The sequence below is a fragment of the Halalkalibacterium ligniniphilum genome (genome assembly GCF_000334155.1).
Classification (GTDB): domain Bacteria; phylum Bacillota; class Bacilli; order Bacillales; family Bacillaceae_D; genus Halalkalibacterium; species Halalkalibacterium ligniniphilum.
On the sequence record NZ_ANNK01000007.1, the window covers coordinates 17,929 to 38,505 of the forward strand.

Genomic DNA, 20,577 nt, shown 5'->3' on the forward strand with positions numbered 1-20,577 from the left:
ACTTATGGATCTCAGGGAAATCTGGACAACGAATGGCTGGTTATTAGATGAAAATGGTGATGGAGTACCGGATGCTATTAACCTAGTTATTCAAACAGAGAATACTTATCCTTTAGGTCTGATTGATATTGGGGCACGACTTGGGTTAGAGACAACGGGTGCAAACTTTGAGCTTTTTCAGGGAGATGGAGAGCATGAGTCTGTAGGTTGGAGTTTGACAGTGAAAAAGTCGGAAAGGGAAGGACTCGTTCGCTGTTCCTATGTCAGTGAAAAATCCATTCAAATTGAGGGGAAGGACGATCGAGAACTAAATGTTTTATTACGTTTTTTAGCTGCTAAATGGCCTCACGAGCTCGCTTTTTCAAATGATGCAGTGATTACGGAAATCCAACTTGATAAAAAGGAGCGGAAGGTTTATTTATTTGGGATTGAGGGAGAAAAAGTTGATACGTTACCATGGCCTGATCAGGTAGATGAGGGTGAACTTGATCCGCTGGAACCCTCTGCTTTTAAGGGAATTTGTGACCTTTGGACAATGTCTGGTCTTTATCAAAATAATCGTGTAGATCTGACAGGGAAAACCGATGTACTTTTCGTAGTCCAAGAGAAAATATCAAAAGATGTCGTATTTGAATGTGTAAAATTAGCAGCACGAATTGGGTTGTATTCAACAGGCATCCGTTTTCCTCTGACATTTGACGAGCAAAGGATCCCGCGTTGTCCTGAACTGGTCATTGAAGTGAAAAAAACAGTGCAACAAAAAGGGAGTGTTACGTGGTATTCGCAAAAATACTTTGAGCGCTCTTACCCCGTTCTATGTGTAACAGGTACTGAAAGAGTTTTGACAAACGCTCTTCACTATTTGACTAAAGCGACACCGGTGAACGAGGGCGGGGATTTCGGTGTGTGGGAAAAGTGGGCTGCTAACAAAGCTTCTTATAAAGAGGGAGAGCCACTCTTGCTAGAAAAACAGTGGGAAGACCGTGGTGAAAAGGTAAGGCTTATGAACTTTGTTCGTCAGGAAATTAACAAGCATAAAACGAGCAGGGAAGCAGCTGAAATCATTGTTTACATTTCTGAGCCATCGGAAATACGAAAGGAAATAGCCCTTGAAATTAATAAGATGCTTCAAGAGGCACGTATACCTGTGGAGCATGTGATTGTCCGTTCAGCATTTAAAACAGGATATTTGTGGATCGAGGAAGAAGTACTGCCAGAGTTAAAAGCTCAGAAAGATTTTGAGACAATTACTATAAGAATCTCAAAAGAAAGCAACTCTGATGGTCTTGAATTGAAAACGCGCTGGCTACAAGAGCTTTATCCGATTGATCGTTTGCTTGCTCAGCAGCTACCTGTCCACGAGGATCAGGTTATTTTTGAGCTTGAAGACAATTTGGAAGATACGTATGTCATTGAAATAAAAAACAAGACTGGAACCATATTAAACACGTTTCGTCTCTCTGTGCCTACTACAAGAATTCCTTACATAGATGGTCGCTCATTTGTTTATCCAACAACTGGACATTTTGAATGGAAAGCAGCAGGAAAGATTCTTTTCTCAACACACAATCCAACTGACAGGGAACGTTTTTGGATGTTTGTGCTCCAGGATGTTCTTCCAGCACTCGGAGAGGCAACAACGAAGGATATTAAAGAAGGACAAGGGATTACGAAGCCCCTTTTCCAATCGATTCGTTTTGATGTGGAGATGAGTGAAGAAGAGAGGAAGATCGGAATTGATGAAGAACGTATTTCGTCTTTAGAAGCACTGCATGAAGATCTGTATTTCAACAGCTTAGATTATTTTGAGCATCTAGGGAAGGAACAGATTGGAAAAGGATGGAGTGCTCCAGGTGGTATTCATCCTTTTGTGAGGGCAGGTGCAGGAGTTACACCAAGGGCAAGGGTGACAGCTTACGGCTGGTCTCCAGGTGATCAGGTAGAGATCATTACACATGCGCTTTACTTTGATGAGTTTGTTGGGCCACCAGTTGAAGCTTATATTGAACTAAAAAATAATCAAAATTCAAGATTTTTAAGCCTTGAGGCCGAACAGTGGTCAAAGAAACAACGTTTTGAGTGGGAGGAAGAGGATATAAAGGAGCTTCTAGGCTTGCCTGGTGTTCGTATTTTGCGTGGAGGTGTGTCCTATCAAGGCAGAGACATTCCCGTTGTCGAGGTTTTTAAGCCTTCTTCATCGCAGTTTATCTCCCCACATGCCCTTTCTGTTTGGAAACCCACAGTGCTAATCGAAGCCGGTCATCATGCAAATGAGGTTTCTAGTATGCCTGCAGTTAGAAGATTGGTCAAGAAGATACTTGAGGACTACCCTAACTGGCTTGATGCCTTTAACCTTATTGTCATTCCGTGTGCAAATCTTGATGGAAGGGCGCTGCACCGAGAGTTGGTGATCGATAATCCAGAATGGAAGCATCATGCAGCTCGTTATAATTACGTGGGACTTGAATATACACATGTTCGTTATACTAACACAGAATTTGGTGAGGCAGATGTAATGCCGATGCTTATTCATCGTTGGCTCCCTGACATTGTTATCGATGATCACGGAATTCCTGCTCACGAGTGGGTGCAGCCATTTGCAGGTTATAATAGCCCGCCACGCTTTCCGGTTTCTTATTGGATGCCTAATGCATTAATTTATGGGATTGCCCGTGAACTTGAGCGTGAGACATATCCTAAGCACGCCCAAGTTTTAGATGCAATTACTGAATCGATCGCTGAACAGCTGAACAGTGATAAAGAGATACGAGCACGAAATGATGAGTGGAAAAAAAGATATAAAAAGTACGGGCATCATTGGCTCCCAGAAACGTTTCCTTTAGAGGAGACAGATGGAATGATTTTTTATCGATGGAAAGCAAGAGTCTCAAGGGCTTCGACATCTTATATTGAACGTTATCCACAATGGTGTTCAGCGGATATTATATCAGAGGCAGCGGACGAAACGGTCTATGGCAAGCCTTTAGAGCTTTGCATCCAAGCTCATTGTTCATTTAATCTAGGCGTGTTAGATCTTCTTAATAAAAATAGACAGTTTGTTAACAGAGAAACAGACAATCAATTCCTCAGCTACCACCGGAAACGTCCCTTAACAATATCTTAGGAGGTTCTATTAATGAAAACACTTCTTCTCACAGGGTTTGTCCCTTTTTTGGGTCATTCCGTTAATCCAACTCAGCGAGTTGCTGAAGAATTAGATGGCAAGGCAATTGGTGATTATCAAATCAAAAGTGCAATTTTGCCTGTTGAATTTTCTAAATCAGCAGAGAGATTGATTAAACACTTTGAAGAAATTAAACCAGATGTTGTTATCTCATTAGGGCTTGCTGCTGGGCGGCATTTGATTACACCTGAGCGGATTGCAATCAATTGTCGAGATGGGGAGCCTGATAACCAAGGGGTGAAGCTTCAAGACCAATCGATTCGGTTGGATGGCCCAGATGGATACTTTTCCACATTGCCAATTAGGCGATTTGTAGACACTTTACAAAAAGAAGGACTTCCTGCTGATATTTCTAATACGGCTGGAACCTATCTGTGTAATAACGTAATGTATAGCATGCTTGACTATATAAAAGAAAAAGAATTGAATACACGGGCTGGGTTTATTCATATCCCTGCCTCCTTCGAACTAACAGTAATAAACAACAAGCTGCCAGGTTGGTCTCATCATGACCTTGTCAAAGCTGTGAAAAAAATGATTGAAGTGTTAGATAAGTAGTAGACAATTCTTATAAAGTAAAAAAGATCAAGCCCCTTTCATGACGTATTGGCAGGGGCTTGATCCAGTATTTAAGATTTTTCGTTGTCTTTCTCATCTGGTTCTTCATCTTTTTCTTTTTGAGTTGATTCAGACTTTGACCGATCGACAATCCGCTCAAGCAGGTAAAGGATATCTTCTTTTGACAGATCCGAGCTCGCATCTGTTGATTGGCTAATCTGTTTTCTTTCTTGTCGGGCTTCGAGTTCCTTTTCTTCTGGTGAAGCCTGTTGGTCCTGTTCCAACCTTTGCTCTAACAAATAGGCTGGAATCAATTGACCGTCTGGTGTGAGATATTTTTTGTTCAATCTGCGGGTTTCTTTATCAAACAGGCTGTAGATAACCGGGATGACAAAGAGTGTTAGGAACGTGGCGCTGATTAATCCGCCAATGACGACAATACCGATCGGGCGTTGCATCTCAGTTCCTTCACCAATTGCAAGTGCCATTGGAAGCACCCCTAAAATGGTCGTTAAAGCTGTCATGAGAACAGGACGTGTCCGGTGTTTAACCGCTTCAATAATCGCATCATAAGTTGGTAAGCCAGCTTGTTTTTGTTGATTCATGTAATCGACTAATACAATGGCATTGTTGACGGCAATTCCTGCAAGGATGATGACACCAATGGCTGCCATGACACTAAAGCTTGTATTTGTCATTATCAATGAAAGGGACACACCAATCAAAATGAGCGGCAAGGAGAACATCACGACAAGCGGATAGCGGAATGATTCAAATTGTGCCGCCATGACAAGAAAGATAAACACAACGGCAAGGGTAAAAGCACCAATTAAATCATTTGTAGCCGTATCAAGAGCATCCCTGTCACCTGTGTAGGCAAATGCGGTTGCTTCATCTAATCCAACATCATCAATCACCTCTTCTACAAGGGTTGAAATGCCCCCAAGGGAAATACTCGATACGTACGTGACTGTAAATTCAACGGCATCTACTTGTTCAACCCGGTTAATCGTCGCTGGACCTTCACCGCGCTCGATCTCAACAACCTCTCCAAGAGAGATATACTGACCTTCGTTGTTACGAATCGATAGATTTTCGACATTTTCTAGACTTTCTAGAACCTCTTTGTCATAGCGAACGAAAATATCAAGCATTTGATTCTCAACATCCATCGTTGTAACGGTTTGTCCAAGTGTGACTTGATTGACAAATTGTGCAATTTGCCCAGGGGCTAAGCCATGTTCTCTCGCGGCTTCACGGTCAATTAAAAGCTGATATTCTGGTGATGCTTCATCAGTGCTGAGGGCAACATTCGTTACTTCTGATAGTTCTAGAAGCTCTTGCTCCACCTCATTGACTGTCTCTGTCAATCGCTCGGTATCCGGATCGCTTAAATAAAAGACAAGGGTGTTCGGCTCAGAACCTTGTAACGAAAAAGGTGCCGCTTGAATGTCAGCTTCTTGGTCAGCTCGTTCAACCTCCCGTTTGATCGATTCAACAAATTCAACCGTTGAAATACTTCGTTCAGTTGACGGGACAAGGCTAACCTGGATTTGTGCTTCATGGCTGCCAGAGCCTCCGCCCATACCTGGCATGACACCACTCGAACCAATCACACTTAAATAGTTTTCAATCTCACTATAGTCGTTTAAAATTTCTTCGACTGCTTCAACGGTCTCAGCGGTGCGCTCAAGACTCGTTCCTTGCTCAAGGCTAATATCAACAGCAAAATAGCCTTCATCCATATCGTCAAGGAAATTGACACCAACCGTTGTCATGCCATAAGCGCCGCCGACAAACAAGAGAACTGTGGTAACGAGGACGAGCGCTCTGTGGCGAAGTGACCAAGCTACCCCTTTTTCTACCCCGCGGATAAAGCGGGATTTTTGCCGTTTTTTCTCTACGTTTTCATCAAACGGTTTCAGCATACGGCTTGCCATAAGAGGCACGATTGTAATGGCGACTAATAAGGAAGCAAATAAGCTTAAGGATACTGTTGTCGCAAATTGAATAAATAATTCACCGACGATTCCTGATAAAAATAAGATCGGCACAAACACGACAATCGTTGTTAGCGTAGCGGCGGTAATCGCCCCCCGAACTTCTCGTGTTCCGTCTAAAGCGGCTTCCCGTGGTTTTTTCCCCATGGCTAGGTGACGATAAATGTTTTCGATTACGACAATGGAGTTGTCAACGAGCATCCCAATTCCTAAAGCCAAGCCACCTAAGCTTAAAATATTTAAGCTAATGCCAGTAAAGTAAAGAAACGCAAAGGTAACAATGACTGAGAAAGGAATGGCCACACCAATAATAAGTGGTGTTTTTAGGTTTCGTAAAAAGAGAAAGAGAACGGCCATCGCCATGGCTCCACCAGCAATTAGAGCAACAAGGACACTATCAACGGCTTGCTGTACAAAATCCCCCTCATCAAATAAATAAAGGATTTCCACGTCATCGTATTGACTCTCAGCAAGTAACTCATCGATTTTTTTCTGTACTTGAACGGAGACATCGACAGAGTTGGCCCCATCTTCTCTCATAATACTTAGCTGAATGGCAGGGTCTTGGTTGGCTCTCGTAATCACGTCTTCATCTTCAGTTGAAATGGCAACCGTAGCGACATCAGCAAGAGTGACATTATCACCTGATTGAGGGTCTATAGTCAGTACTAAGTTTTCAAGCGTTTCTAAGGAATCAATCGTGCTAATGACACGAGTGGTGAGCGCAGTTGTTCCGTCGCTAATTGTTCCACCAGGTAATGAAACGTCGTTCGCCTCAATCAAGTCAAGGATGTCCTGCTGAGCAAGACCATATTGTTCAAGCTCATTCTGATCTAATGTTACTTGGACTTGTTCGGATAATCGCCCTGTTTCGGAAATGCTAGCGACACCTTCAATACGAGCGAGTTCTTGCTGCAAGTCATCTAGTTCTGCTTGAATATCTTGAATATCACCTGTAGAGGAGGTAGCAACAAGCTCAATAATTGGAAAGTTTGAAGGATCAAATTTGAGGAAATTTGGATCATTTGCACCATCAGGTAACGATGTACGGCTAATGGTTGAGAGAATCTCATTCTCCACATCATCAATATTAGTGGTCCAGCCAAATTCAAGAAGGATGATGACATTGCCTTCCATCGTTTGCGAGGTGATCTTGCTTAAGCCAGAGGTTGTTGCGAGGTCTTCTTCAAGGGCTAGAGTGACCGTCTCGGCAACCTCTTCAGCGCTTGCCCCTGGGTAGGAGGCTGTAACTGCTCCGATAGGGGGACTGATGTCCGGGGTAAGCTGTAAAGGTAGATTGGTATAGGAAATAGCACCAAGCAACAAAAAGATGATCATTCCTACAATCGTGAATATCGGTCGTCTAATTGAAAAATTGGTCATTCAAGTCTTTCTCCTCTCTCCACGATCATATTTAGATTTTTAACTTTATTAACAGTTTAAAAAATTAACTGTTTATCATTTTAGTATCCTGTCGCTGCCATGTCAAACATAATAATGGACGATTGTGAATGTTCAAAAAAAAGACACATTAGGCTTCATGGTTTCGATGTTCTTCACGAAATTCATGCATAATATCACGTAGCTGAACAAGGACATTTTTAACATGCTGGATGTCTTTCAAATCAAGCTTTGAAATGTAGCGGTTAAGCAGGGTTGTTTCGATTTCTTCGAGTCTTTGCTTTGTCTCAAGACCTCTTGGTCCAAGTTCAAGCTTCACCTCTCGCCGGTTATCCTCATTAATGGAACGTACGATAAATTGATGCTTCTCAAGAGCAGCAATGGACTGGCTTACTGCACTTTTTGTAATGCCGTAGTGTTCTGCAATTTCTGAGGCAGTAATTTTATTTCGGCGAATGATCAGATGGAGAATGCCGACCTGACGTTGGTTAAGAGGAAGTTCATCGATTTTCGTGAACTCGGGAGCGACAAATTTTGAAATGTCTTCAACAATCCAGTGTAATTCTCGAAATAGGCTTCGGTACTCTTCCATGGTTTAAACCTCCCTAGCAAACATTACTGCATATTCTACATGAAATATACAAAATAAAACAATTGTAGCAAGAAAAGCTGAAAGGCATGAAGAAACAAGCAATGCCAGCTACAGAAACAATCATGATCGCGGTTGCTCTTCCTATGGGGAATGTCAAATGAAAGGAGTGAGCGAAGTTTTTCATCTATAATTGAAGCACCGTTCCCTTTTCGCAGAAAAAAGAGGCTGTTACATAACGAACGTGTATGATTGAAAATGCGAACAATGCACAACCTTAGTAGAGGAAAAATACTTAGACTCCTGCGGGATCAAAGGCAAGGGTGAGACCCCACAGTGCGAAAAGCACGAGGAGGCTCACCAGCCGTCCGCGGAAAGCAAAGGATATTTCCGCAGCGATTGCTATGCATCAACGATCATGACGTTCGGATTTCTCATCAATAAAAACTCTTTTGTCCCAGCCTCCGGGTCATCATTAAACGTCACTAGCACGCTTTCCAGCTACACCAAAATTCGTTTTTTTCATTTCTTCAATCACGACAGAAATTCGTTCAGGTGGTGCTTGAATCGTTTCAGAAACGGCTTCCGTCACTTTTTCTACAAGGGCTCGTTTTTGCTCATCTGAACGACCTTCTAACATTTTTACGGTAACAATTGGCATTGGAATCACCTCACTTTGCATTCCTTTTAGTGTACACTAAAAATGCAAAAAAGGAGAAGTGGGTTGAAAATGCGCTTTCAGTATAAATCTAGAAGTTAATAGTAGAAATACAAGCTCTTCATTGTGTACACTTTAAAGAAGAGTGATTTTGATAGAAGGGATGATCGGGATGGACTTATTAAACAATGACAATCTGAAAAAAAAGGCAAATGGCTTTAACATATTGAGTAATGATTCAACCGATGGACATGGTGGATACGGAGCAGGTGTCCTAAATTTAGATAATGTATCGCCAATTATTGTCGATCCTGAAGCAGGGGAAGCATACATCGATATGGGCGCTCTTCACGCCCGTTCAGCAGTGGAGAAGCGCATTAAATTTTTACCAAATCGTGAGGAAGTGCCAAATGCTAAGCTTTACTGGCTCGTTTGGGTAACGATCCAGCATAAGGATGGCGGTCCATATTATGCAGGTGTAGCAGGGTGTGAGATGCGTGTCGATGTGGAGATTCGCCGTGGCTATAAAAGCTTGCCAGAGCACGTCAACAAAATGGATAAATCCTTAAAGGGGCAGATTCTTGTCGAGGAGATGGACGAGAAGTCGAAAAAGATCCTTGGGGAATTTTTGAAAGGCTACAATGAAGAGATGTGGAAACGGGCAGAGCCGAAGCTTCGACAAGAACTTTTAGGGGAAGAATAGAGCAAACAGAGCGTTTTTTGTAAACCCCTTTTTTAAAATAGATATGAACGATTTATGAAAACTCGTTGGAGCTATTGAGCTTTTCGACAAGACCCAGTAAACTTAGCATTAGTATAAAGACACTTTATACTAGGACACAAAAAGACGCGAGGGATCATCCCTTGCGTCTTTTTGCGTTTCACGTTAGGAAAGCATTACGGAGTTTATCGACAGCTACGTATAACGGCAACGAAGGCTTTCGTGGGAGTCAAGAAAAACTAAGGCCTCCGCCGATTTTCCATCCCTGAAGGAGAGGGTGACAAGGATTTAGTGTGTGCTCCTTCTTATAGGAATTCTGGCGGAAGCCAAGTTTTTCTGTGTTTTTCTAGTTAATGAAACCATTTGATGAAGCGGTCAAGGAAGCGTTCTTTTTCGTGGGTTTCTTCATCAATGATGTCGGTTTCATCCTCCTGGCAGCCTTGTAATGGTTCTGTTCCTGCGACGAAAAAGGTTTCTCGTCCGTTTGGACAATGCTCATTTGATAAATAACCATTGCTTGGATTCATCGTTACTGCAACCACGCCTGGAGGCTGATGAAATTCGAGTTTGAGCTGGTCTTTTAAGGCATTTTCCATAAAATGTGCCCATATTCGTTTGGCAATTTGTCCTTCGGTGCGCTGATTTAACGTCTCGTTCTTGTCATAGCCTACCCATACCCCTGTTACAAGCTGAGGCGTAAAGCCAATCATCCAGCTATCGGTTGATGTGGAACCAGATTTTCCAGCTATCGGTCGATTTACGATATGAGCGATAGAAGCGCCAGTTACTGATGTGTAGCCATTAAGCGCTGGTTCAAACATGCCTTTCATTAGATCGGTCATAATAAAAGTTAATCTTGGATCAAGCACTTGCTCAACCTCTGGCTCTTGTTCAAATAAAACCGTGCCGTTCTGGTCGACTACTTTTCGAATAAAGCGAGGCTTTACTTGAAATCCGTTATTGGCAAATGGGCTGTAGCTCTTCACCATTTCTAATACACCGACAGGCATCGTTCCTAGAGCGAGGGATGGGATCTCCCGAAGGTCGCTCGTAATGCCGAATTTGCGGGCTGTATCGACAAGCTTGTTTGTTCCGAGAAACAAATGGGATTTCACGGCATAAATGTTATCTGAAAACGCAAGCGCCTGAAGCATTGTAATAAAATCATGGGCATAATGTCCTTGGAAATTGGACGGTGAATACGTCGAATGACCGTTATCATACGTAAAGCTCGACGGTTCACTCAATAGCGTTGAAGCAGGTGTGAAGCCTTGCTCAAGGGCTGCATAATAAAGAAAAGGTTTAAACGTTGAACCAGGTGAACGCCTTGCCTGAGTCGCTCGGTTGTATGAGCTTTCTGCATAATTTGTTCCTCCGATGAGGGCCCTTACATCTCCTGTCTTTGGGTTCATGGCAACAAGAGCGGTTTGTAATTCAGAATCGGGCATTTCCGTAGCAATCCAACGCTCTGCCTCCTCTTGCATGGCTGGATTAATGGTTGTGAAAATGTGAAGGCCTCCAGACTCGATAATTGAAGGGTCAAGCTGTAGCTCCTCATTAAGCTGCTGCCTTACCACATCTTGAAAATAAGGACCGACCGTAGCTGTACGTTGGTTCTCCTCCTTTATGAAGGTTAAAGGCGTCGCCTTCGCTTCCTCTGCTTCCGCCTTTGTAATGACTCCGTTATCGACCATTGCTTGTAGAACGACCGCTTGGCGACTTTTTGCACGCTCAGGGTTCGTTAAGGGTGAATAATAGCTTGGTCCTTTTGGAATCCCTGCCAGCATACTTGCTTCGTTAAGTGTTAAATCGCTTGCTGACTTGCCAAAGAAATATTCAGAGGCTGCCTCAATTCCATAGGATCCGTGTCCGTAATAAATCGTATTCAAGTAGCCCTCTAAAATATCTTCTTTTGAATAGTTCATTTCCAAGCGGAGTGCATAGAGTGCTTCATGCCATTTTCTCGTCCAGGTTTTATCATGGCCAAGGTAAAGGTTTCGGGCGTATTGCTGCGTAATCGTACTAGCCCCTTGAGCCTTTGAGCCCGCTTGAATATTCGCAAGAATGGCACCGCCAATCCGTGTGAAGTCAAAGCCAGTATGACGATAAAATTTCCTGTCCTCGATCGAAATGGTTGCATCAAGAAGGTGGGATGAAATTTCATCAATGGCCACCCAGTAGCGGTTTTGGCCTTGATGACTTTCACCAATAATTGAATCATCGTCCCCATAAAAAATCGTTGTCTGTGAAACTTGTAATGGGGGAGGCCCTTGCATTTTGGCATACGTTAACAAAGCGACAGCACTTGCCGCTAACAGAACAAAAGCAAGCAGCGTAAGGCGGATCATCAAACGGATCCAGCGTCGCCGTCTTCGTGTCCGACGATGTACGATGACTTCCACGTGTGTCACCTCTATTTTTAATCATAAAATAAGTACATATCTAGCATGGGTCGTTTCACTCGTTTTTAAACATCAGGAGGAAAGAAAAGCGGAAGTGCCTCTTGCTGAGGGAGGGGGATTTCAGGCAAATTTGTGACCTCGAAGTTAATGTGTACAATCCTTTCACTTTGTTCAAAAAAATCACTTGCTTTTTTAACCTTTTCATTTATACTTTCATTGTTGCTGTTCCTAATGTGTGATTTGAAACAAAGAAGGTAAGACTATAAATATAGAGGATAGAAGCCCTCATAAGTGATTTGCATCTCTTATGAGAATAGGAGCATCCTTGTTAGGGAAGTCTGTGCAGCATTTAATAAAAGCGGTGAGAGTGCCAGGCTCTGCCCCCCTTTTCAGATAAAAAAAGAAGGGTAAGAGGTGACCGAACGATGGAATTATGGTTTACAGAAAAACAAACAGAGCGGTTTGGTATTACGGCGAAAATAAAACGGACACTACATACGGAACAAACGGATTTTCAAAAGCTTGATGTTGTTGAAACAGAAGAATTCGGAAACATGCTCATCCTTGATGGAATGGTGATGACAACAGAAAAGGACGAGTTTGTCTACCATGAAATGGTTGCCCATGTTCCCCTCTTTACGCATCCGAATCCGAAGCGGGTTCTTGTTGTGGGCGGAGGAGATGGCGGCGTCATCCGTGAAGTGTTAAAGCATCCGTCTGTAGAAAAGGCAATCCTTGTTGAAATTGATGGAAAAGTGATCGAGTATTCGAAAAAATACCTTCCATCCATCGCTGGGGCATTAGATGATCCACGTGTTGACGTACAGGTAGATGACGGGTTCATGCACATTGCGAAAGCAGAAAACGAATATGACGTCATTATGGTTGATTCCACAGAGCCTGTGGGTCCTGCGGTGAAGCTGTTTGAGAAAGGCTTTTATGAAGGCATTTCAAAGGCTTTAAAAGAGGATGGGATTTTCGTTGCCCAAACGGACAATCCATGGTTTCATAAAGAGCTAATTACAAAAGTGTACAAGGACGTAAAGGAAATCTTCCAAATTACTCGTCTGTATACAGCAAACATTCCAACGTACCCAAGTGGTCTTTGGACATTCACGATCGGTTCAAAAAAGCATGATCCACTTCAAATCGAAGACAGCCGCTTTCATGAAATTGAAACAAAATACTACACAAAAGAGCTTCACAAAGCTGCTTTTGCCTTGCCGAAATTCGTCGGCGATTTGATTAAGTAAGGAGAGGATACTCATGCGTTTTGATGAAGCATACTCAGGAAAAGTTTTTATTATGAGCCGCCCAAGCTATGAAGAGAGTAAGGCTGTGATATATGGGATGCCAATGGATTGGACCGTATCCTTCCGCCCAGGCTCCCGATTTGGTCCAAATCGTATTCGTGAAGCGTCTCTTGGTCTTGAAGAATATAGTCCTTACATGGACAAGCATTTAGAAGAAGTCAACTTTTTTGACGCTGGTGACATTCCGTTGCCATTCGGAAACGCTGCCCGCAGCCTTGAGATGATCGAGGAGTACCTTGAAAAATTACTGGCTGACGGAAAATTCCCGATTGGACTTGGGGGCGAGCACCTTGTCTCATGGCCAATCTTTAAAGCAATGCACAAAAAATACGCTGATATGGCGATTATCCATATTGATGCCCATGCTGACTTACGAGAGGAGTATGAAGGAGAGCCCCTTTCTCACTCGACGCCAATCCGAAAAGCATGTGATTTACTTGGACCAGAAAACGTCTATTCATTTGGAATTCGTTCAGGGATGAGAGAGGAATTCCAATATGCGAAAGAATCTGGCATGTATATGGCTAAATACGAGGTAGCCAAACCGCTAAAAGAGGTATTACCAACTCTTGCAGGCCGCAACGTTTATGTGACGATTGACATTGATGTGCTTGACCCTGCTTTTGCCCCAGGAACCGGTACGGCGGAAGCAGGAGGCATTTCATCAAAGGAGCTTCTTGAAGCCATTGTTGCAATTGCCGAGTCAGATGTGAAGGTCATCGGAGCGGATTTAGTCGAAGTGGCGCCTGCTTATGATCATTCAGAAAAGACACAAATTGCTGCGAGTAAATTCATTCGGGAAATTGTTCTCGGTTGGGTGAAATAAGAAAGCTCGCGGTCTTTACTGCTCCCCTTAAGTAGACGGAGGACGATGGTCTGCGTAAGGGGAGCTTTTTGTCATATTGCTCGACTGAAAACACCGCTCCAGCCTTTGACCTGATATTGTAGGTAGTAGCGAAGGAATCACAATGGAACATACAGAATGTAAAAAAGGATTAGATAAATGGCACCTTCCATACGGCAAAGGGTGTTCTCATCTTGCAACAAGTGGGCAAAGTCGCTAAACTTGATACAGAAAGGTGTGCGATGCGGTGAAGGATAGGAAGAAAAGACCGATAACGATAACGTTTAAGACGCGGATTGAGCGGCAAGGTGAGACGGAAGAATATGAATTTAATGCTCGTGGCGAGCTTTATCATAGAGGAAGTCAAGATTACCTGCGATTCGAAGAGGGCGTTTCCGAAAGTGAAAAGGTGCAAACGACGATTAAATGGGATGGGCGTGAGCTGATTCTCATTCGTCAAGGTGCCATTTTGATGCGACAAGCTTTTATTACGGGAATCGAGACATCTGGTCGATACGTAACCCCGCAGGCCTCATGGGAAACAAAAGCAAACACAGAGCGAGTCCTTGTCCAATGGCCTCAAGGAAAACGTCGCGGAGTGCTGCATTTACGTTATCATTTTACATTGCAAGGACAAGATACAGGCGTCCATGAAGTTCGATTGACGCTAGAGGAGGATATACGTTCATGAACAGTGTGGAACAAATCAAGCAACGATTAAAAGAAGAGATTATTGCTGCGGTCAAAACGGCAGGACTAGCGTCAGAAGAGACAATGCCTGAAGTTGTTTTGGAAACACCGAAGGATAAAGCCCACGGTGATTATGCTACAAATATGGCGATGCAGCTTGCTCGGGTTGCAAAAAAAGCACCGCGAGTCATTGCAGAGGAGCTTGCCAACGCCCTTGATAAAAGCAAAGCATCCATTAAAAGCATTGAAATCGCTGGTCCTGGTTTTATTAACTTTTTTATGGATAATGGCTATTTACGGGAAGTGATCCCGTCTGTCTTAAAAGCGGGGGCGGCTTATGGTGAAACGAATGTTGGGAAAGGAAAAAAGATTCAGGTCGAGTTTGTATCGGCTAATCCGACAGGGAATCTACATCTTGGACATGCTCGCGGTGCAGCGGTTGGCGACTCCCTGTGCAATGTATTAGAAAAAGCAGGGTTTGATGTATCGCGTGAATACTACATTAATGATGCGGGGAATCAAATTAACAATCTCGCATTGTCTCTTGAAGCTCGTTATTTCCAAGCGCTTGGTTTTGAAAAAGAAATGCCAGAGGACGGCTATCATGGTCAAGACATTATCGGCTTCGGTGAGGAGTTGGCCAAGGAGCACGGAGATCGTTATGTCCATATGCAGGAAGAGGAGCGTCTTAGCTTTTTCCGGGAGTATGGACTTAACAAGGAGCTTGATAAAATCAAGGCAGACTTAGCGGAGTTTCGTGTGCACTTTGACAATTGGTATTCGGAAACGTCTCTTTATACAACGGGAAAAGTGGAAGAAACGTTGAATGTTTTGAAGGAAAAAGGTGAAACGTATGAAAAAGACGGAGCAACTTGGTTCCGTTCCACAACGTACGGAGACGATAAAGACCGTGTTTTAATTAAAAATGATGGAAGCTATACGTATTTAACCCCAGATATCGCTTACCATGAAGATAAAATGAAGCGGGGCTTTGAAAAGCTTATCAACATCTGGGGGGCAGACCACCATGGCTACATCCCACGCATGCGTGCTGCCATTCAAGCCCTTGGGTATAACAAAGATCAATTGGATGTGCAAATCATTCAAATGGTTAGCTTGTTCCAAAATGGCGAAAAGGTGAAAATGAGCAAACGGACAGGGAAAGCTGTAACGCTTCGTGATTTAATGGAAGAGGTAGGCATTGATGCGACGCGCTATTTCTTTGCGATGCGCAGCGCCGATTCTCATCTTGATTTTGACATGGATCTTGCTGTATCGAAATCAAATGAAAATCCCGTTTACTATGTCCAGTATGCCCATGCTCGTGTTTGCAGCATTCTTCGTCAAGGGGAAGAACTCGGTCTTACGTATGATGAAACAACCGATTTATCAGATATTTCCTCTGAAAAGGAGTATGAGCTGTTGAAAAAAATTGGTGAGTTTCCAGAAGCCGTTTCTGAAGCTGCCGAGAAGCAAGTGCCACATCGTGTAACGAATTATGTTCACGAGCTTGCCTCAACGCTACATAGCTTTTATAATGCAGAGCGTGTCATTAATCCTGAAAACGACAAGCAAAGCAAGGCTCGACTTGCATTGATGAAAGCGACTCAAATCACGATTCAAAATGCCCTAAAGCTTGTTGGGGTCGAAGCACCAGAACGGATGTAACAATAGGGGAAAAATCTCTCTCATGGATTGAGGGGGATTTTTTTCAACGAGTAGGAAAGTATAAAATCTAGTGCTTTCCCAACCGATGAGAAAATGAACGAAGGCTTTCACTAGATTTGGAGAAAGCCAAGCGTTACTAAAAAACGAAGCGTGTCTGAGAAAAGAGGGTTTTTTTGTGTTAACCACATTCATTTGGATTTTGATTGTCATTTTGTTCATTCTTAGCTTTGTAGGTCTTGTGTTCCCAATCATTCCATCCATCTTGGTCCTATGGGCTGGCTTTTTACTATATTTGTTTGGTATTGGTGGCGAGCTGTCCTTTTGGTTTTGGCTCGGAATGGTCGTGTTAACGGTGCTGATCGTCCTTTCTGATTTAATTGCCAATAGCTATTTCGTGAAACGCTACGGCGGCTCGAAATGGGCTGAACGAGTTGCGGCAATAGGGGTGATTGTGGGCTCCTTTGTGATGCCGCCTTTTGGGATTATCCTTGTGCCATTTCTTGCGGTTTTTGTCACAGAGTGGCTCATTCAAAAAGATATTAGCCTTGCCCTGAAAATAGGTGTCGCTTCATTTGTTGCCTTTTTAAGCAGTACGCTTGCGAAATTGGTCATTCAGTTCGTCATGATCGGCTGGTTTTTGGTTGAAGCAATTTTTTAAAGAGCTTATCGCTTTTGAAGTGGACACAGGTTCCTTTATCTGTGAAAAAAGATGCGTGTGTAGGGTATAAGTGAACGGCGGATTCGCTATGTGCAGAAATGATGGATAATTGACAGGAGTGTTGACGCAATAAGTGTTCCTGAGTCCGGCTGGCTTAAAAAAAGAGCATTTTTTCGCAATTAGAGGATGACATGTCCGTTAAAAAAGCATTTAAACGGTAAAAAACGATGAGACGTTCGGTAATGGCTAGACTTATGAACACTTTCAAAGGTGTTGTTTCTTTGAATGATGTTCGAATAAAACCCCTGTCGATAACAGATAGTAAAAGAAAAGGCAGGGGATAAATATGCAGGAAATGTTGCTTGCATTAGCAGCTGGTTTAATTGTCGGCTTTATTTTCGCACTTGTTAAATTACCGATTCCAGCTCCTCCGGCATTACCTGGGATATTGGGTATTGTCGGTATTTACTTAGGTTATAAGCTGTACGAATGGATTTGGCCAATCCTGTCAAACGGGGGGTAGGTAGATGCCTTTTGCGAATCATTCACGTGAACCAGCGATCTATTATGAAACGATTGGAAAGGGACAACCGCTAGTGTTCATCCCTCCTCCGGCGATGGGGCACTTAACCTTTCGTTATCAATCTGCGCTTATGAATCAGTATCAAGTGATGACATTGGATGTGCGAGGGGATGGGCATAGCGGTAGGTCCTCTTCACCCATGACGATTACACAGCTTGCTCATGACGTAAAGCGGGTTCTTGATGCGGCAGGGGTAAGAAGGGCTGTCGTTTGTGGCTATTCTAATGGCAGCATGATTGCTCAGGAGTTTGCCTTGTCTTATCCAGAGAGAACGGCGGGGCTCATTTTATTCGGAGGGTTTTCTGAAGTGAATAGCCTTCTGTTAGAAAAGGAATATAAGCTCGGTATTTGGGCTGCAAAAAATCAGCTGATCCCATTGTTTGCAAAATCATTAGCAATTTCACATTTTAAAGATAGGCAGGCAGCAAAGGAAATGGAGCTGGAGGTTCAGCGAACAGACCCTCAGATGCTGGCGCGGCAGTATGAAGCAGGGCTCCATTATCGCTCAACGGATCGTCTTCAGCGCATTCATGTGCCGCTTCTATTGCTGTATGGGGCCAATGATCATTACGTCCATCATTATCAAATGCCCTATCGGTTGATGGTCAAGGATGTAGAAGTCGCTTATGTTTCTGATTGCAAACATCAACTGCCTACAAAACGGGCGCTTGAATGCAATGCGATTATCCGAAGCTGGCTTCAGCGCAAACGTCACCACCTATTTTCGTAAAGAAGCAGATGCTCCATTTCGGGTCATCGGCTTTTTTTCGATAGGAAAGCATAAAGTTCCTCCAGGCGCCAAGCTTGAGTCTAACCCTCCTCTTGAGTCTAACCCTCCTAATGAACATTTTCTAGTAGAGTCTCCAGCACCTGGCGCCTGTCTGGCACTTTTCACACTTATAAAAGCCCAGAAATTAAAGTAGCTGCTTGTTCCTTACCACGCTGGAACCATGAGCGTGTTTCTAAGTCGTCCAATGTTAAGCGCTCAGAAATACCGATGTCATGCTTGAGTACTTGTAACACCTCATCAACACATGCTTTGTCATACATCAAGCAATTGATTTCATGGTTAATATGTAAGCTCCTCATGTCAAAGTTTGCTGTGCCCAGATGGCAAATTTTTTCATCAATGACCATAGCTTTCCCATGAAAAAATCCTTGTTTGTAGAAATAGACCTCCACACCTTGATGAACAAGCTCTTCAAAATAAGGGAATGCAGCATCCTTTACCAAAAGATGGTCTGCTTTTTTCGGAACGAGGATGCGAACGGTCACTCCTTGTGAAGCGGCTCTGACAAGCGCTTGCTGCAATTTTTTTCCGGGAATGTAATAAGGCGTCCCGATCATAATTTGTTTCTCAGCTTGGTTGATAAGCTGAAGAAACGTCTCTTCAAGAAACATCCCATTGAAAGGAATAATCCTTAACGTATGGGGGCCTTTCTGCAAAGAAGGGAAGAGAGACTCATTGGAAGACAGGTCTTTTGCTGTTGCTCCTTGCCAATCATGAATAAACTGTTCTTGCAAGTCCTGGACACCATCCCCTACCAAACGGAGGTGAAAGTCTCTCCAAAAGCCAAATTTTGGGTCTCGACCAGCATATTCCTTACCTATATTGTAGCCGCCAATATAACCGATTTTTCCATCAATGACCGAGATTTTCCGATGGTTACGTCGGTTCAAGGAAAAGAAGAAATAAGGAAACGATGGCAAGTAGGCGTGAGCAAATTGACACCCTGCTTTTCGGAGTCGAGTAATGGATTTAGTTGATAAACCGGAGCCGATACGGTCAACAAGGAGGCGGACAGCTACGCCTTTTTTGGATTTTTCCTCTAACAAATGAAGAAATTTGTTCCCAAGGCTGTCCTCGCGAAAAATATAAAAAAGCAAGTGAACATGATTTTCTGCCTTTTGAATATCCTCGTATAAAGAGCTGAAAAATTGCTCTCCATTCACAAAAAGCCTCACGTTTCCTTGCCGTACGTTTTGAATGTGTCTTTTTGCCTTTGCTTTTTGCTGGGATAAACCGTGATGATAATCCCATTTCAACCAAAGAAAAATGACAAGTAAAATAATAAAAAAGATGAGCCAACCCATAGGTACAATCCCCTTCCTATTGCATTCATATAGGATAGGTTGCCCTGATCGCAGAAGGAATCAACAAAAAAATAAAAATTAATTGACTGAATACTCATTCATAAAAAATGTGTTATAATGATTTCATAAAAATTTTCTATTTTCAAAACATTCATGACCGACTGGTTTGGCGATGCATGAATGGAGTGACGGAAACAATGGCACAAATGAAAGGAGTCGTCAATTATGGAAGCGTTACCAATCGTTAATTTGCTTGCGTTTCTTCTTGTAACAGGCTATGCCATCTATTTATTTGCAACACTCGTCAAAACACGCTATGAGTATATTAAGCTTGGAAAGAAGGCGGAGTTTGACCATACGATGAAGGAACGGTGGCAGGCCATCTGGGTGAATGTCTTTGGTCAAAAAAAGCTCTTAAAGGATAAAAAGAGTGGCATTATCCATCTTATGTTTTTTTATGGATTTCTCCTCGTTCAAGCAGGGGCGATTGATTTAATTTGGAAAGGACTAGCACCGGGGTCGCATCTCCCACTAGGGCCTTTGTATCCGTACTTCACCTTTTTCCAAGAAATTGTTGTGCTAATGATTATCATTGCTGTTGTCTGGGCGTTTTACCGACGATATGTGGAGAAGCTCGTTCGCTTGAAGCGTGGCTGGAAATCAGGCTTGGTCCTCATTTTTATTGGCGGTCTGATGGTGTCAAAAATGCTCGCAAAAGGAATGGAGTTTATTTGGCTCGGCAAACCACTTAGCGGATTTGAACCGGTTGCTTCTGGGATCGCAGCCGCAACAAGCTGGTTAGGACCGACGGCAGCAGGAGCTTTGTTCTTTGTTTTTTGGTGGATGCACTTGCTGTTTCTTCTTACGTTTCTAGTGTATGTTCCCCAATCAAAGCATGCCCATCTGATCGCAGGGCCAGTGAACGTCTTTCTAGGGCGTACTCATAAGGTCGGTAGGCTTTCATCCATAAATTTTGAAGATGAGAGTCATGAAGTATTCGGGGTGCATAAGATTGAGGACTTTAATCAAAAGCAGCTTGTCGACTTGTATGCCTGCGTGGAATGTGGACGCTGTACGAACATGTGCCCAGCCACAGGGACAGGAAAAATGCTCTCGCCAATGGATTTAATCGTGAAAATGCGGGACCACTTAACCGAAAAAGGAGCAGCCGTCACATCGAAATCGGCTTGGCTTCCAGCCTTCGCCTTTTCTAA

General features: G+C 43.2%; 15 protein-coding genes and 1 pseudogene. 11 read left to right on the forward strand and 5 right to left on the reverse strand.

Annotated elements, in window-relative coordinates; genetic code table 11:
• The first annotated feature begins 4 nt into the window (after positions 1-4).
• Both BLT_RS0100805 and BLT_RS0100810 read left to right on the forward strand, forming a co-directional pair.
• A complete protein-coding gene (locus BLT_RS0100805; protein WP_017725937.1) occupies positions 5-3,124 on the forward strand; it encodes a M14 family metallopeptidase in 3,120 nt (1,039 codons plus the stop codon).
• 12 nt (positions 3,125-3,136) lie between these two features.
• Positions 3,137-3,742, forward strand: a complete 606-nt coding sequence (locus BLT_RS0100810; RefSeq protein WP_017725938.1) for a pyroglutamyl-peptidase I — start codon at positions 3,137-3,139, stop codon at positions 3,740-3,742.
• Positions 3,743-3,813: 71 nt separating this feature from the next.
• Here BLT_RS0100810 and BLT_RS0100815 read toward each other — a convergent pair whose 3' ends face one another.
• The 3 genes from BLT_RS0100815 to BLT_RS0100830 form a co-directional block, all read right to left on the reverse strand.
• A complete protein-coding gene (locus BLT_RS0100815; RefSeq protein WP_017725939.1) occupies positions 3,814-7,125 on the reverse strand; it encodes an efflux RND transporter permease subunit in 3,312 nt (1,103 codons plus the stop codon).
• 148 nt (positions 7,126-7,273) lie between these two features.
• On the reverse strand, positions 7,274-7,735 hold the full coding sequence (locus tag BLT_RS0100820; protein ID WP_017725940.1) for a MarR family winged helix-turn-helix transcriptional regulator: 462 nt from the start codon (positions 7,733-7,735) through the stop codon (positions 7,274-7,276).
• Positions 7,736-8,207: 472 nt separating this feature from the next.
• Positions 8,208-8,393 (reverse strand): 2-hydroxymuconate tautomerase, encoded by a 186-nt coding sequence (locus tag BLT_RS0100830; protein ID WP_017725941.1) that lies wholly within the window; start codon positions 8,391-8,393, stop codon positions 8,208-8,210.
• Between the two features lie 169 nt (positions 8,394-8,562).
• Between BLT_RS0100830 and BLT_RS0100835 the strand changes: the two genes are divergently transcribed.
• Complete coding sequence (locus tag BLT_RS0100835; protein WP_026104913.1) at positions 8,563-9,093, forward strand: YwhD family protein; 531 nt, start codon at positions 8,563-8,565, stop codon at positions 9,091-9,093.
• A 368-nt stretch (positions 9,094-9,461) separates the two neighbouring features.
• Here BLT_RS0100835 and BLT_RS0100840 read toward each other — a convergent pair whose 3' ends face one another.
• Positions 9,462-11,513: a transglycosylase domain-containing protein gene (locus tag BLT_RS0100840; RefSeq protein WP_017725943.1), complete on the reverse strand. Its 2,052-nt coding sequence runs from the start codon at positions 11,511-11,513 to the stop codon at positions 9,462-9,464.
• A 425-nt stretch (positions 11,514-11,938) separates the two neighbouring features.
• Between BLT_RS0100840 and speE the strand changes: the two genes are divergently transcribed.
• The 7 genes from speE (at position 11,939) to BLT_RS0100875 (ending at position 17,999) form a co-directional block, all read left to right on the forward strand.
• On the forward strand, positions 11,939-12,766 hold the full coding sequence (gene speE / locus BLT_RS0100845; protein WP_017725944.1) for a polyamine aminopropyltransferase: 828 nt from the start codon (positions 11,939-11,941) through the stop codon (positions 12,764-12,766).
• A gap of 13 nt (positions 12,767-12,779) precedes the next feature.
• Positions 12,780-13,652 carry an agmatinase gene (gene speB / locus BLT_RS0100850; protein ID WP_017725945.1) on the forward strand — a complete coding sequence of 291 codons (873 nt, stop codon included), beginning with the start codon at positions 12,780-12,782 and terminating at the stop codon, positions 13,650-13,652.
• 265 nt (positions 13,653-13,917) lie between these two features.
• Complete coding sequence (locus BLT_RS0100855; protein WP_017725946.1) at positions 13,918-14,361, forward strand: DUF1934 domain-containing protein; 444 nt, start codon at positions 13,918-13,920, stop codon at positions 14,359-14,361.
• Positions 14,358-16,028, forward strand: a complete 1,671-nt coding sequence (gene argS / locus BLT_RS0100860) for an arginine--tRNA ligase (protein ID WP_017725947.1) — start codon at positions 14,358-14,360, stop codon at positions 16,026-16,028. Before BLT_RS0100855 ends, argS begins: the two co-directional genes overlap by 4 nt.
• A gap of 175 nt (positions 16,029-16,203) precedes the next feature.
• Complete coding sequence (locus BLT_RS0100865) at positions 16,204-16,686, forward strand: DUF456 domain-containing protein (protein ID WP_017725948.1); 483 nt, start codon at positions 16,204-16,206, stop codon at positions 16,684-16,686.
• Positions 16,687-17,032: 346 nt separating this feature from the next.
• Positions 17,033-17,209: a XapX domain-containing protein gene (locus BLT_RS21135; RefSeq protein ID WP_017725949.1), complete on the forward strand. Its 177-nt coding sequence runs from the start codon at positions 17,033-17,035 to the stop codon at positions 17,207-17,209.
• Positions 17,210-17,213: 4 nt separating this feature from the next.
• Positions 17,214-17,999 (forward strand): alpha/beta fold hydrolase, encoded by a 786-nt coding sequence (locus BLT_RS0100875; protein ID WP_017725950.1) that lies wholly within the window; start codon positions 17,214-17,216, stop codon positions 17,997-17,999.
• A gap of 167 nt (positions 18,000-18,166) precedes the next feature.
• Here BLT_RS0100875 and cls read toward each other — a convergent pair whose 3' ends face one another.
• Positions 18,167-19,363 carry a cardiolipin synthase gene (gene cls / locus BLT_RS0100885; protein ID WP_017725951.1) on the reverse strand — a complete coding sequence of 399 codons (1,197 nt, stop codon included), beginning with the start codon at positions 19,361-19,363 and terminating at the stop codon, positions 18,167-18,169.
• A gap of 225 nt (positions 19,364-19,588) precedes the next feature.
• Between cls and BLT_RS0100890 the strand changes: the two are divergent.
• Positions 19,589-20,577 (forward strand): annotated as a pseudogene (locus tag BLT_RS0100890) (hypothetical protein); the annotation flags it as partial.

Bases quoted from the DNA above. Each gene is read 5' to 3' on its own strand.
- BLT_RS0100805 (WP_017725937.1), top strand. From the start codon at position 5: ATGGATCTCAGGGAAATCTGGACAACGAATGGCTGGTTATTAGATGAA.
- BLT_RS0100810 (WP_017725938.1), top strand. From the start codon at position 3,137: ATGAAAACACTTCTTCTCACAGGGTTTGTCCCTTTTTTGGGTCATTCC.
- BLT_RS0100815 (WP_017725939.1), bottom strand. From the start codon at position 7,125: ATGACCAATTTTTCAATTAGACGACCGATATTCACGATTGTAGGAATG.
- BLT_RS0100820 (WP_017725940.1), bottom strand. From the start codon at position 7,735: ATGGAAGAGTACCGAAGCCTATTTCGAGAATTACACTGGATTGTTGAA.
- BLT_RS0100830 (WP_017725941.1), bottom strand. From the start codon at position 8,393: ATGCCAATTGTTACCGTAAAAATGTTAGAAGGTCGTTCAGATGAGCAA.
- BLT_RS0100835 (WP_026104913.1), top strand. From the start codon at position 8,563: ATGGACTTATTAAACAATGACAATCTGAAAAAAAAGGCAAATGGCTTT.
- speE (WP_017725944.1), top strand. From the start codon at position 11,939: ATGGAATTATGGTTTACAGAAAAACAAACAGAGCGGTTTGGTATTACG.
- speB (WP_017725945.1), top strand. From the start codon at position 12,780: ATGCGTTTTGATGAAGCATACTCAGGAAAAGTTTTTATTATGAGCCGC.
- argS (WP_017725947.1), top strand. From the start codon at position 14,358: ATGAACAGTGTGGAACAAATCAAGCAACGATTAAAAGAAGAGATTATT.
- BLT_RS21135 (WP_017725949.1), top strand. From the start codon at position 17,033: ATGCAGGAAATGTTGCTTGCATTAGCAGCTGGTTTAATTGTCGGCTTT.
- BLT_RS0100875 (WP_017725950.1), top strand. From the start codon at position 17,214: ATGCCTTTTGCGAATCATTCACGTGAACCAGCGATCTATTATGAAACG.
- cls (WP_017725951.1), bottom strand. From the start codon at position 19,363: ATGGGTTGGCTCATCTTTTTTATTATTTTACTTGTCATTTTTCTTTGG.